The organism is Nocardioides marmoriginsengisoli (assembly GCF_003725695.1).
Lineage (GTDB): Bacteria > Actinomycetota > Actinomycetes > Propionibacteriales > Nocardioidaceae > Marmoricola > Marmoricola marmoriginsengisoli.
This window is the reverse complement of the sequence record NZ_RJSE01000009.1, coordinates 202,802-216,558: the sequence shown is the minus strand read 5'-3', so window position 1 is coordinate 216,558 and position 13,757 is coordinate 202,802. Positions and strand designations below refer to the sequence as shown.

The 13,757-nt window shown below is 70.6% G+C and carries 11 protein-coding genes; 10 read left to right on the top strand and 1 reads right to left on the bottom strand.

The features are described from left to right. Position 1: 1 nt before the first annotated feature. Genes EFK50_RS19695 through EFK50_RS19650 form a run of 10 tightly spaced genes read left to right on the top strand, consistent with a single transcriptional unit; the run spans position 2 to position 13,156 of the window. Positions 2-1,015: an alpha/beta hydrolase gene (locus tag EFK50_RS19695; RefSeq protein WP_123229294.1), complete on the top strand. Its 1,014-nt coding sequence runs from the start codon at positions 2-4 to the stop codon at positions 1,013-1,015. Then, positions 1,012-1,911, top strand: coding sequence for an SDR family NAD(P)-dependent oxidoreductase (locus EFK50_RS19690; RefSeq protein WP_123229293.1), 900 nt, complete (start codon positions 1,012-1,014; stop codon positions 1,909-1,911). Before EFK50_RS19695 ends, EFK50_RS19690 begins: the two co-directional genes overlap by 4 nt. 1 nt (position 1,912) lies before the next feature. Further along, positions 1,913-2,875, top strand: a complete 963-nt coding sequence (locus tag EFK50_RS19685; RefSeq protein WP_183407928.1) for a ferritin-like domain-containing protein — start codon at positions 1,913-1,915, stop codon at positions 2,873-2,875. Continuing rightward, entirely contained in the window at positions 2,872-4,413 is a 1,542-nt protein-coding gene (locus EFK50_RS19680; protein WP_123229292.1) for a flavin-containing monooxygenase, read from the top strand. Before EFK50_RS19685 ends, EFK50_RS19680 begins: the two co-directional genes overlap by 4 nt. Before the next feature lies 1 nt (position 4,414). Beyond that, entirely contained in the window at positions 4,415-5,314 is a 900-nt protein-coding gene (locus tag EFK50_RS19675; protein WP_123229291.1) for a MerR family transcriptional regulator, read from the top strand. Positions 5,315-5,347: 33 nt separating this feature from the next. Next, complete coding sequence (locus EFK50_RS19670; protein WP_123229290.1) at positions 5,348-6,217, top strand: AAA family ATPase; 870 nt, start codon at positions 5,348-5,350, stop codon at positions 6,215-6,217. A gap of 9 nt (positions 6,218-6,226) precedes the next feature. Continuing rightward, entirely contained in the window at positions 6,227-7,627 is a 1,401-nt protein-coding gene (locus EFK50_RS19665) for a vWA domain-containing protein (protein ID WP_123229289.1), read from the top strand. A 22-nt stretch (positions 7,628-7,649) separates the two neighbouring features. Continuing rightward, positions 7,650-8,564: a metallophosphoesterase family protein gene (locus tag EFK50_RS19660; protein ID WP_123229288.1), complete on the top strand. Its 915-nt coding sequence runs from the start codon at positions 7,650-7,652 to the stop codon at positions 8,562-8,564. Positions 8,565-8,620: 56 nt separating this feature from the next. After that, positions 8,621-10,771 carry a HelD family protein gene (locus EFK50_RS19655; protein WP_123229287.1) on the top strand — a complete coding sequence of 717 codons (2,151 nt, stop codon included), beginning with the start codon at positions 8,621-8,623 and terminating at the stop codon, positions 10,769-10,771. A gap of 33 nt (positions 10,772-10,804) precedes the next feature. Further along, positions 10,805-13,156 carry a CocE/NonD family hydrolase gene (locus EFK50_RS19650; protein WP_123229286.1) on the top strand — a complete coding sequence of 784 codons (2,352 nt, stop codon included), beginning with the start codon at positions 10,805-10,807 and terminating at the stop codon, positions 13,154-13,156. A gap of 33 nt (positions 13,157-13,189) precedes the next feature. Here the strand turns inward: EFK50_RS19650 and EFK50_RS19645 are convergent, their stop codons facing one another. Continuing rightward, on the bottom strand, positions 13,190-13,699 hold the full coding sequence (locus tag EFK50_RS19645; RefSeq protein WP_123229285.1) for a hypothetical protein: 510 nt from the start codon (positions 13,697-13,699) through the stop codon (positions 13,190-13,192). Positions 13,700-13,757: the final 58 nt, after the last annotated feature.

Here is a 13,757-nt window from a genome sequence, read left to right as displayed (position 1 = left end):
AATGGTGACGACAACGACGCCTCCGCCGTACACCCCGCACCCGCCGTCGGCCCGGGCACGCTTCGCGCACTGGGCGACCCGCCGCACCATCCGCCCGCTCGAGCACGTCGTCCCTGACGGCGAGCTCGGCGTCAAGGTCACCCGGCGCGTCCTCGCCACGCTGATGGCCGGTGCCGGCACGACGCCCGCCGGGGTCGAGGTGGTCCCGGTCGACTCGACCACCGAGTCGTTCGGGCGGATCAAGGGGGAGTGGGTCCGGCCCGCCACCCCGCGGCCGGGAATGGTGATCCTCTACCTCCACGGCAGCGGGTACGCCCTCTGCTCGACCAGGACGCACCGCCCGCTGGTCAGCCGGCTGGCCAAGGAGTCCCGGGTGACGGTCTTCAGCGCCGAGTACCGGCTCGCCCCGGAGCACCCGTTCCCGGCCGCTCCTGAGGACGTCGAGCGCGCCTACGACTGGCTGCTGGCCCAAGGGTGGCGACCGGACCAGGTGGTCGTCGCGGGCGACTCCGCCGGTGGACACCTCACCCTCGACCTCGCGCTCGTCCTGCTCCGCGCGGGCCGCGAGCTCCCGGCCGGCCTGGTGATGTTCTCGCCGCTGGCCGACGTCACCTGCACCCTGATCGCCGAGCGCGAGCAGGCGATCCCGGATCCGATGATCTCCGCGGAGGGCGTCCGGAAGCTGTTCGCGCACTACCTCCTCGACACCGATCCGCTGCACCCCCGGCTCACCCACGTCGTCGCGCCGGGCGAGGTGCTCCCGCCGACCCTGATCCAAGCCGGCGGCGCTGAGTTCCTGGCCGCCGACGCCCACCACATCGCCGACATGCTCGCCACCTCCGGGACCGACGTACGGCTGGAGGTCTGGCCCGGCCAGATGCACGTCTTCCAGGCCGCGAACCGGATGGTCCCCGAAGCGGACCGAGCCCTCCGCCGCGCAGCAAGGTTCCTGGTGACCACGCTCCAGGCGCGGGCGGCGGCGACTGCCGGCAACGACCACGAGGTGACCGCATGAGCAAGGTCAGCAGGAACGCCCGCGCGGTCGTGACCGGTGCCGCCAGCGGGATCGGCCGCTCCTTCGCCCTCGAGCTGGCCCGACGCGGCGGCCAGGTCGTGGTCAGCGACATCGACCTGGTCGGCGCGCAGCGGACCGTCACCGCGATCGAGGACAACGGCGGCACCGCGGTCGCCGTGCACTGCGACGTCGCGAAGCTCGAGAGCGTCCAGGAGCTCGCCGCCGAAGCCTGCCGCTGGTTCGAGGGGACCCCGACCCTGGTGGTCAACAACGCCGGGGTCGGCGCCGGCGGCAACGTCATCGGCGACGTCCCGATCGAGGACTGGGAGTGGACCCTCGGCATCAACCTGTGGGGCCCGATCAACGGCTGCCACGTCTTCGCCCCGATGCTGCGCCGGGCGGCCGAGCACGGGCAGCCGGGCGGGATCATCAACGTCGCCTCGGCGGCGAGCTTCGGCGCCGCGCCGCGGATGGCGGCGTACAACGTCAGCAAGGCGGGGGTGCTCTCGCTCAGCGAGACCCTGGCGGCCGAGCTGGTCGGGACCGGCGTCAAGGTCAGCGTGCTCTGCCCGACCTTCGTGAAGACCGGCATCGTCGAGTCCGGGCGGATCAACGCCAAGGCGTCCGCGGCCGCCAGCCGGCTGATGCAGTTCGGGATGTCGCCGGACAAGGTCGCCCGGATCTGCCTGGACTCCCACGACCGCGGCGGCCTGTACGTGATGCCGCAGGTCGACGCGAAGATCGGCTGGCAGATCAAGCGCACGATCCCGCACACCTACACCCGGGTCGTCGGCCTGCTCGAGCGGTACGGCCCGCTCGGCGGGGACGACTCGCTGCCGGCCGGCTCGGACATCGAGCTCGTCGAGATGCCCGCACCTACGCAGGAAGGCAACTGACATGACCCCGACGAAGCGCATGGACATGGACGAGATGCTCCAGAAGATCAAGGACCGGCAATGGGCGCTGGCCGACATCGACTGGACGGCACCCGGGGCGGAGACGATCTCCGACGAGTTCCGGCCCAAGCTGAAGGCCTTCATGGCCGACCTCTGCTGGATCGAGAACGTCGGCGCCCGCGGCTTCGCGGCGATGGCGAAGAAGGCGCCGACGCCGACGATTGCGGAGATCTACCGGTACTTCCACGCCGAGGAGCAGCGGCACGCCAACGCCGAGCTGGCGCTGATGAAGCGCTGGGGGATGCTCGAGGACGGCGAGGTGCCCGAGCCGAGCGTGAACATCCGGATGGCGATCGAGTGGCTGGACACCTACGCCGACGACATGCCGCTCTCGGTGCTCGGCACGGTGATCCCGATGCTCGAGGTGGCCCTGGACGGGGCGCTGCTGAAGTTCCTGCTCGAGGAGGTGCACGACCCGGTCTGCCACCAGGTCTTCGAGAAGATCAACAACGACGAGTCCCGGCACATCGCCGTGGACTTCGAGGTGCTCGACCTGATCGGGCACGCCAAGGCCCGCAAGCTGGCGATCGACTTCGTCGCCAACGTCGCGACGCCGGGCCTGATCATCGGCGCGCTGATGTACGTGCCGCTGCTCAACCGGATGCGCAACAACCTGGTCGGGATGGGCCTGCAGCCGGAGAAGCTGTACCGGGCGATGGAGCGCTTCGAGAAGCTCGGCAACCGCGGTGAGTTCACCCATCGGGTGCCGCTCTTCCAGGTGCTCCGGGTGCACGCCGCGATGGTGGTCGACCCGAAGCACCCGTACCACCTGGTCGCGAACACGATGGTGAAGGTGTCGGAGTACTACCCGCGCGCGCTCTTCCGGCCGATCCCGACCTGGTTCAAGGAGCTCACCCACGAGCCGACGACCAAGGGCGTGAAGAAGGGCATGAACGCCGCATGAGCGCGTCTCGACGAGCTCGACGTCCGGCGGTGCACACCGCGCTGGTGATCGGCGCCGGCTTCACCGGTCTCGGGACGGCGATCAAGCTCCGCGAGTCCGGGATCGAGGACCTGGTGATCCTGGAGCGCGCCGACCGGGTCGGCGGCACCTGGCGCGACGCCACCTACCCGGGCGCCGCCTGCGACATCCCGAGCCAGCTCTACTCGTTCTCGTTCGCGAAGAACCCGGGCTGGTCGCGCACCTACTCCCCGAGCGCGGAGATCCACGCGCACATCGAGGAGCTGGCCGAGCGGTTCGACCTGGTCAAGGACATCCGGTTCAACACCGAGGTGACCAGGCTGGCGTTCGACAAGAAGGAGGCCCACTGGGTGGTGAGCGCCGGGCGTCGGAAGTTCTACGCCCGCACCGTCGTGGTCGCCTCGGGCCCGCTCTCGGACGCGAGCCTGCCGGGCATCCGCGGCATCGAGGACTACCAGGGCGCCAAGATCCTCAGCGCCCGCTGGGACCACGACTACGACTTCGCCGGCAAGAACGTCGCCGTGATCGGGACGGGTGCCAGCGCCGTGCAGATCATCCCCGAGCTGGTGAAGACCGCCGGCTCGGTCAAGGTGTTCCAGCGCACCGCGGGCTGGGTGATGCCGCGCGTCGACTTCGAGACCCCGGCCGTCGCGAAGGCCGTCTTCGCGCGCGTCCCGGCCGCCCAGCAGGCTGCCAGAACAGCACTCTTCCTGGCCCACGAGGCGGCAGCCACCGGCCTGGTCTGGGACACCCCGGTGACCTCGCTGATCCAGCAGGCCGGCAAGCTGCACCTCCGGCTCACGGTCAAGGACAAGTGGCTGCGCCGGCAGCTGACCCCGGACTTCCGGGCCGGCTGCAAACGGATGCTGATGTCCAGCGACTACTACCCGGCGCTCCAGCAGGACAACTGCAAGCTGATCACCTGGCCGATCGCCACCATCACCCCCGGCGGCATCCAGACCAGCGACGGCCTCCAGCACGAGGTCGACGCGATCGTCTTCGCCACCGGGTACGACGTGCACCTGGAGGGGCCGCCGTACCCGGTCACCGGACTGGACGGCCAGTCGCTCCAGGACGAGTGGTCGGGCCACCCGCAGGCGTACAAGAGCGCCAGCGCGCACGGCTACCCGAACCTGTTCTTCACCTGCGGCCCGAACTCCGGTCCGGGGCACAACTCGCTGCTGGTCTACGTGCAGGGCCAGATCGAGTACGCCGTCGCCGGCATCCGCACGATCGTCGAGCAGGATCTGCGCTGGCTCGACGTGAAGAAGGAGGTCCAGGACGCCTACAACGTGAGCATGCAGAAGCGGTTGCGCAGCACCACCTGGATGTCCGGCTGCGCCAGCTGGTACCTGACCGCGGACGGCTTCAACGCCTCGATGTATCCCGGATTCGCGACCCAGTATCTTCGTCAGATGCAGGACTTCCGGATCCGCGACTACGAGGTCTCCTCCGCGGCCGCCCAGCGCCTCTGGAACGCGAGCTCGACAGAGCCTGGTCGCGACCTGACGGCGGTCTGAGATGGCCGCGCCGTCCCTGAACATCCCCGCGATCGAGACCGTCCTCGAGTCGCTGCGTCGTGGTCAGCGGCAGCTCGCCCGGAACCCGCGCGCCGCGGTCGACGCCGCGGTCCGCCAGCTGCTCTCCCTGGGCCGGGTGCGCGAGGAGCGCCCGGCGCGGGAGACCTACCGGATCGACGACCTGGCCCGGGCCAGCAACGTCACGGTCCGCAACATCCGCGCCTACCAGGAGCGCGGCCTGCTGCACCCGCCGCGGCGCGAGGGACGGGTGGCGATCTTCGACGACAGCCACCTCTCCCGGCTCAAGATCATCACCTCGATGCTGGAGCGCGGCTACACCAGCGGGCACATCACCGAGATGCTGACCGCGTGGGAGAGCGGCCGGGACCTGGCCGACGTCCTCGGCCTGGAGAGCGCCCTGGTGCCGCCTCGCCTCGAGGACGCCCCGGTGACGATGACCCTGGCGCAGGTCCGCGAGCTCACCCTCGACAAGGAGTCCCTGCAGCTCTACATCGACGCCGGACTGATCGAGGTGAAGGGCGCCAAGGCGCTGGTACGCCGACCCGAGCTGCTGCGCTCGTTCGCCGAGATGCGCGGCTTCGGGATGCCGACGACCGCCCTGATCAAGCTGCACAGCGAGGTCGCGATGGCGGTCGACGACATCTCCCGGGCACTGGTCAACGAGGCCGTCCGCCAGGTCGGCGACCGGTTCCTCAACGTCACCGACCCTAGTGTCGCGGAGGTCGGCGAGCTGGTCGCCACGCTGACCCGTTTCCGCGAACTCGCCATGGGTGCCGTCGTCGGCACCCTCGGGGAGTCCCTGGAACGGACCATCGAGGACCTGCTCGCCGGCTACCTGTCGCTGGCGGTCACCCCGGCCGAGGACGACCAGGTCGGGTGAGCGGCAGCGGGCCGCCCAGGGCATGATGTCGGGGTGACTTGGTTCGACTCCGCGGCGGATGCCGAGAAGAAGCTTTCCGGCTCCGGTTACCTGGCCGACCAGGCGACGGCGACCACGACGTACCTCGCGGGTGCGCTGGAGAAGCCGCTGCTGGTCGAGGGCCCGGCCGGTGTCGGCAAGACCGAGCTGGCCAAGGCGATCGCGAGGTCCACCGGGGCCGAGCTGATCCGGCTGCAGTGCTACGAGGGCCTGGACGAGGCCCGCGCGCTGTACGAGTGGAACTACAAGAAGCAGCTGCTCCGGATCCAGGCGTCGCAGGGCGACGACCAAACCTGGTCGGAGACCCACGACGACATCTTCACCGAGGAGTTTCTGCTGTCGCGGCCGCTGCTGACCGCGATCCGCAAGGAGACCTCCACGGTGCTGCTGATCGACGAGGTCGACAAGACCGACGTCGAGGTCGAGGGCCTGCTGCTCGAGGTGCTCAGCGACTTCCAGGTGACCATCCCCGAGCTCGGCACCATCACGGCCACCCGCCGCCCGATGGTGCTGCTCACCTCGAACGCGACCCGCGAGCTCTCCGAGGCGGTCCGCCGGCGCTGCCTCTACCTGCACATCGACTACCCGGACGCCGAGCGCGAGCACGCGATCCTGGTCGGCCAGGTCCCCGGCATCGAGGAGAAGCTGGCCCGCGAGATCGTCGACACGGTGACCCGGCTGCGCGCCCTCGAGCTGCGCAAGGCGCCGTCGATCGCCGAGTCCGTCGACTGGGCCCGCACCCTGGTGGCGCTCGGCACCGGGACGCTGGACCAGGCGACGATCGATGCGACCCTCGGCGTGGTCCTCAAGCACTCCAGCGACATCGACCGCGCGGTGCGCGAGCTGAAGCTCCGTCAGGCCTAGGGCACGGTCATGACCCTGCTGGACCGGCACATCGCGTTCGTGGAGGCCCTCCGCAGCGCCGGCCTCCCGGTCTCGCTCTCCGAGGGTCTGGACGCCGCCGACGCGGTCCTGACCCTGGGCCTCCACGACCGCGAGGGCGTCCGGGCTGCGTACGCCGCCACCCTGGTGAAGCGGCAACCGCACCGGGCCGGCTTCGACCACGTCTTCGACCTGTACTTCCCGGCCCTCGTCGGCGACCCCACCAAGCCCGTTGACCCGGATGCCGATCCGGACAACGAGCCTGCCGAGATGCCAGAAGGTGCGCAGGGACTCGGCGACGGCCCCGCCGACCTGGCCGCCTTCCGCGACGACCTGGTCAACGCCCTCGGGCTCGGCGACCCGGACGCCCTGCAGACGATGGCCCGCGAGGCCGTCCAGCGGTTCGGGCTGATCCGCGGGCGCGCCGAGGGGGAGCAGCGCTGGTCGTCGTACAACGTGATGAACCGGGTCTCGCCCGGCGAGCTGGTCGACCGGGTGCTCCAGGGCCTGCTCGCCGACCTGGACGAGGACCCGACGATGCGCCGCCTGGTCGAGGCGCAGGTGGCGGTGTTCTCCGAGATGGTCGATGCCGAGGTACGCCGCCGCGCGGCCGAGGTCCGCGGTCCCGAGCACGTCGCCAAGTACACCGTCCGCAAGAGCATCGACCAGATCGACTTCACCTCCGCGCGCAAGGCCGACCTGGAGGAGATGCGTCGTGAGATCGGCCCGCTGGCCCGCCGGCTGGCGACCCGGCTGAACAAGCACAAGGCCTCCCGGCAGCGCGGGCCGCTGGACTTCCGCCGTACGGTGCGGGCCTCGGTCTCCTCCGGCGGCGTCCCGCTGGACACCCACCACCGGCCGCGGCGGCCGAGCCGGAGCGACCTGGTGGTGCTCTGCGACGTCAGCGGCTCGGTGGCGAACTTCGCGAACTTCACCCTGATGCTGGTCTTCGCGCTGCGCGAGCAGTTCAACCGGGTCCGCGCGTTCACGTTCGTCGACGAGATCCACGAGGTCAGCGACCGGTTCCATCCGGGAGCCGACCCGATCGAGACGATGGCGTCACTGGCGGCGAGCGCCCAGTACGCGAGCCTCTGGGGCCGCACCAACTACGGCCGGGCGTTCACCCGGTTCACCGAGCTGCACGCGGACGCGCTCGGGCCGAAGACGAACCTGCTGATCCTCGGCGACGCCAGGTCCAACTACTCCGACCTCGGCATCGACGTGCTCCAGCAGATGGTGAAGGAGTCGCGGCACGCGTGGTGGTTGAACCCGGAGTCGCCGCGGCACTGGAACACCGGTGACTCGGGAGCCCGCGACTACGAGAAGGTCGTGAAGATGATCGAGTGCCGGAACCTCGTCCAGCTCGGCGACTTCATCCACGACCTGGCTTAGAGGTTCGTCGTACGGTAAGTCCATGCGACGCACTCTCGGTCTCCTGCTCGCCCTCGCCCTGATCGGCTCCGTCCAGAGCGCCCAGGCGGAACCGCGGCGCACGGCGAAGCCGGCGGCAGCCCCGACGGCCACCCCGGCGGCCACCATCGTCGCGGTCGGCGACATCGCCTGCGCGCCGGGATCGAAGGTCACCGCCACCAAGTGCCAGCAGGCGGCGACCGCGGCGATCTCGAGGAAGCTGCGGCCGACCCGGGTGCTGGCGCTCGGCGATCTGCAGTACCCCGACGGCACCTACCGCCAGTTCCTCGGCAGCTACGCCAAGTCGTGGGGCAAGCAGCGCTCGATCACCTACCCGGTCGCCGGCAACCACGAGTACCACACCCGCGGCGCCGCCGGCTACTACCGCTACTTCAAGTACCGCCAGCCGGGAGCGCCCGGCTACTACCGGCGCTCGCTGAACGGGTGGCAGCTGTACTTCCTGAACACCAACTGCACCAAGGTCGACTGCGCCCGGCAGCGGGCCTGGTTGGAGCGCGAGCTGTCCGCGCACCCGTCCAGGTGCGCCCTGATCGCCGGCCACCACCCGCGGTTCTCCTCGGGCGGTGAGCACGGCAGCTCGGCGTTCATGCGCTCGTTCTGGGCGATCGCCTACCGGCACCAGGTCGACGTCGCGCTCTCCGGGCACGACCACGACTACGAACGGTTCGCGCCGATGGACCCGGCCGGGCGGGCGTCGGCCGCGGGGATCCGGCAGTTCGTCTCCGGCGCCGGCGGCAAGAATCACTACCGGAAGGGGACGACCGTCCCCGGCTCCCAGCGCTTCATCTCCAAGCCGTTCGGGGTGCTGCGGATGACGCTGCGCCCGACCAGCTACTCGTGGCAGTTCGTGGACACGGCGGGCAAGGTGCGCGATTCCGGGACAACCGCCTGCCATTGACGACAGAACGGGTAGAGTTGACGACTCCCCGTTTCCGTTCCGAAGGACCAGCGAAGTTGAACGATGACGTCGCCGCTCGCGAGATCGCCAGCGAGCAGGAGTTCGTCGACACGGTCTACCGCCAGCTCGCGGACTCGGCCCGGTCTGCGGAGCAGCTCGCCGCGGAGGGGCGCGCCCGCGGCCAGCTCGGCCACGAGGGCGGTCTGGTCGAACGGGACGCCATGCTCTTCCAGGCGGCGAAGCGGATCGCTACCCTCGACGCCGCCCACGAGGGCCTGGTCTTCGGTCGCCTCGACATGCGCGACGAGATCGACGACGAGCCCCGGTACGTCGGCCGGATCGGTCTGCGCGACGGCAACCACGACATCCTGCTGATCGACTGGCGTGCGCCGGCCTCGGCAGTCTTCTACCAAGCCACGCCGGCCGAGCCGCAGGGCGTGATCCGCCGCCGGATCCTGCGCAGCGTGGGCGAGACCGTCGTCGGCGTCGAGGACGACCTGCTCGACCCCGAGGCCGACGAGGCCACCGAGCGCAACCTCCCGATCGTCGGCGAGGGCGCCCTGATGGCGCAGCTCTCGCGGGCCCGCGACCGGTCGATGCACTCGATCGTCGCGACCATCCAGGCCGAGCAGGACCAGGCGATCCGGGCACCGGAGAAGGGCGTCGTCCTGATCACCGGCGGCCCCGGCACCGGCAAGACCGTGGTCGCGCTGCACCGCGCCGCCTTCCTCCTGTACGGCGACCGCCGCCGCTACGAGACCGGTGGCGTCCTGGTCGTCGGGCCGTCCGGGGTCTTCATGCGCTACATCGAACGGGTGCTGCCCTCGCTCGGCGAGACCGCGGTCGCCCTGCGCTCGCTCGGCGAGGTCGTCGACGGGCTGCGCGCCTCGCGCCGCGACGACCCGCGGGTGGCCGAGGTCAAGGGCTCGGTCGCGATGGCCGAGCTGCTCCGGCGCGCGTCCCGCCAGTCGGTGCCGGGCGCGCCGCGCGAGTTCCGGGTCTTCTACCGTGACGACGTCCTGCTGCTCGGCCCGCGCGAGCTCGGTCAGGTCCGCCGGCAGCTGCTCTCGATGGGACCGCGGAACCGGTCGACCACGAAGGTCGCCAGCACCCTGATCGACACCCTCTGGCGGCAGGTGAAGTCCGAGCGCGCCCGCGAGCGGACCAAGGAGGACTTCGCCGAGGAGATGCGCACCAGCGACGCGTTCCTCGACTTCGCGGCGAGCTGGTGGCCGGTCCTCGACGCGGCGACCGTGCTGGGCTGGCTCGGCGACTACGACCTGCTCACCTGGGTCGCCGAGGGCGTCCTGGACGACGAGGCGGTGCGACTGCTCTCGAAGTCCTGGAGCGAGGACCTCTCGGTCGACGACATCCCGCTGATCGACGAGCTGCGCTACCTGCTCGGGGACCCGCCGCTGGTCAACGACACCGACCAGGACGAGCTCGGCCTGGCGGACACGTCGCTGCAGGAGCTGAGCCTGTCGACCGAGCGCGAGTGGGGCGGCCAGCGCACCTGGACCCCGCCGACCAACCGGGTCGAGGACGACGGCTACGCGCACGTGCTGATCGACGAGGCCCAGGACCTGACGCCGATGCAGTGGCGGATGGTGGGCCGCCGGGGGCGCACCGCCACCTGGACGATCGTCGGCGACCCGGCCCAGTCCTCCTGGCCCGTTCCCGCCGAGGCGGCGCGGGCCCGTGCGGAGGCGCTCGGCAAGAAGGACCTGCACGAGTTCCACCTCTCCACGAACTACCGGAACTCCTCGGAGATCTACGCCTTCGCCGCCGAGTACGCGCAGCGCGCGGGTCTGCAGGCGGACCTCCCGAACGCGGTCCGCTCCACCGGGATCGACCCCCGCCACCTGGTCGACCCCGACCTGGAAGGCGCGACCCGGCGGACCCTCGCCGACCTGGTGGACGCCGTCGCCGGCACGGTGGGCATCGTCGTACCGGTCGCCCGCAGGGCCGAGGTGAGCGGCTGGGTGGCCGGCTGGCCGGAGACCGACGGGATGACCGAGGGCGACGACGCCCGGGTCGTCGTCCTGACCGGCCTGGACACCAAGGGCCTGGAGTTCGACGCGATCATCGTCGTCGAGCCGCAGGAGATCGAGACCGAGTCGCCGACCGGGACGGCCACGCTCTACGTGGTCTACACCCGCGCGACCCAGCAGATGGTCACCGTCGCCAGCTCGTCACCAGGTGAGTGACGGATCCCGTTACCTGGGAGTAGCCTGCCGAATGTGACACATCCAGGGCGGGTGCCGGCCACCACCAGGATCCGCGTCGCCCTGGCGCTGGCGGGTCTCCTCGCCGTCGCTCTCGCGGTCTCGCCACCGCGTGCCGAGGCCGCCGGAGCGATCGTCGCGCACGGGAGCGCGCGCCAGGTCTGGCTCACCGGGCTCCCCGCGGGTGCGACCTTCACGCTGCTCGACAAGGCCGGCCACAAGGTCGCCCGCAAGCGTGCCGACGCCCAGGGCGGCCTGCTCTTCCGCAACGTCGAGCCCGGAGCCGGCTATCGCGTCCGCGCGGCCGACGGCCGAGCCTCCGCGAAGGTGACGGTGCACTCCGAGGCGGCGACGCCGTGGAGCACCGCGACCTACGACCAGAAGATCCCCAGCAACGGCTACGGCTACCTGACCACCCGCGACGGGACCAAGCTCGCGTACACGGTGCACCCGCCGACCAGCCCGGCGTCCCTGGGCATCGGCCTCCCGGCCGGCGTCGAGCTGCCGAACCTGAACCTCAACTACACCCCGCCGTACCCGACGCTGATCGAGTACTCCGGCTACGGCACCGCGATCCCGAAGGGCCCCGAGAACGGGATCGCCACGCTGGCGAACCTGATGGGCTTCGCCGTGGTCGACGTCAGCATCCGCGGGACCGGGTGCTCGGGCGGGGCCTTCGACTTCTTCGAGCCGCTGCAGAGCCTCGACGGGTACGACGTCATCGAGACGATCGCCCGGCAGCCGTGGGTCAAGGGTCACAAGGTCGGCATGATGGGCATCTCCTACGGCGCGATCAGCCAGCTCTTCACGGCCCAGACGAACCCGCCGCACCTGGCGGCGATCGCACCGCTGTCGACGATCGACTCGGTCGCGACGACGCTGTTCCCCGGCGGCATCCTCAACACCGGGTTCGCGCTCGCCTGGGCGAAGGAGCGGGTCCACGACGCGCTGCCGGCCGGCCCGAAGGCCGGCCAGCCGTGGGCCTACGACCGGATCCGGAAGGGCGACCGCACCTGCCAGGACAACCAGGCCCTGCACGGCCAGGCGATCGACCTGCTGGCGAAGATCAAGGCGAACAGCCACTACATCCCCGCGTCGGCGGACCCGCTGGACCCGATCACGTTCGTGCACAAGATCAAGGTCCCGGTGTTCCTGGCCTGCCAGTGGCAGGACGAGCAGACCGGCGGGCACTGCCCGGCGATGGTGCGGCACTTCACCGGCACCAAGAAGAAGTGGTTCACGTTCACCAACGGGGCGCATGTCGACTCGGTCGACCCGGAGACCTTCAACCGCTGGTACGACTTCCTCTCCTTGTACGTCGCGCGCCAGGCGCCGGCGATCAACGCCGTGGTGCTGAAGGCGACCGCGCCGCTGATCTTCCAGACCGCTCTGGGCATCCCGTCCTCGGACCTGATGACCCTTCCCCACGATCCGATCCAGGCGAAGGGCGGCTATGCGGCCGCTCTCGCCGCCTTCGAGAAGCTGCCCCGGGTCCGGGTCCTCTTCGACAACGGCGCCGGCAAGACGCCGCTCCTCTCCGCCGCGACCCAGCCGGGCAACCCGTACCCGGGCTACGAGCACTCGTTCTCGACCTTCCCGGTCCCGGGGACCGTCGCCCGCTCGTGGTACCTCGGCTCGAAGGGCCGGCTGCTCGACCGCCCGACGAAGCGGCGCGGGGTCGAGAGATACGTCGCCAACCCCCGGGCGGTCCCGGCGAACAACTTCCTCGGCGGCACCGGCACCGGGGGACTCTGGGGCAATGCGTCGCAGTGGAGCTGGAGCTGGCGGCAACGTCCGCCCGGGACCGCGGTCTCCTACCTGACCAGTCCGCTCAGGTCCGACACCACCGTGCTCGGTGCCGGGGCGGTCTATGCCTGGGTGCGCTCGTCGAAGCCGAACGTCGATTTCCAGGCGACCATCACCGAGGTCAGTCCGGACGGCAAGGAGACCTTCGTGCAGAGCGGGTGGCTCCGGGGCAACATGCGGGCGCTCGCGAAGGGCAGGAACAACGTGCTCAAGCAGCAGAGCACGCTGCTGGAGCCGGTGATCAGCATGCGCAAGGCGGACGTCAGGCCGCTGCCGCGGAAGCGGTTCGTCAGGATCCCGATCCCGCTCTACTTCCAGGGCCACGCCTACCGGACGGGCTCGCGGATCCGGGTGACGATCTCGGCGGTCAACGGCGACCAGCCGATCTGGGCCTTCGCCGGAGCGCAGCCGAGGCGCCCGGCGGCGGTGGCGATCGCGCACTCGGGCAGGATGCGGTCACGCGTGGTGCTGCCCGTCGTACCGGGTCTGCGCGTGCCGACCGCGCGGCCGGCCTGCGGAATCCTGCGCAACCAGCCCTGCCGCGACTACCGCCCCAGCTAGCCGCCCGGAGCTCCCGCTCCAGGTCGGTTCGTCCTAGTCGCGCTCGGACCAGGGCCACCGGACCGTCATCGAGGTGCCGACGCCGACGCCGCGCCACTCCTCGGACAACACGTCGAGGCGCTCGATCACCCGGTCGAGGTCGGTGTCGCTGAGATCGGTCGGCGGGGGGTCCTGGAGCACGTAGTGACTGCCCGGCAGGTGGCCGCTGTGCCGAAGCCAGCGCGGGTAGACCTGCGCCACCAGGGCCTCTGATCGCTCCATGTCGCCGCCGGTGGCCCGGTTGCGCCGTTCGGTCCTGCGCGCCCACGCCTTGGTGCGAAGCTCCTCGGTGGGCACGAAGGTTCCGGCGTTTCCGCCTGCGGCGAGCTGACCGAAGATCCCGTCCCGCAGGCCGAACTCCTCCTCGACGACCAGGTGCACGAGGTCGTGGGGAATCAGGTCGGAGTAACCGGGCGCCGGGTCCATCCGGAGGTCACCGTGGTGGCTGCGGAGGACGGCGACCGCGTACCGACGTGTCCCGGTGCGCTCGAACCTGACTTCCATGCCGGCAACTTAGCCGCCGACGCAGGTCATCTCGACCGAATATCGGGCCGCCCCCGTT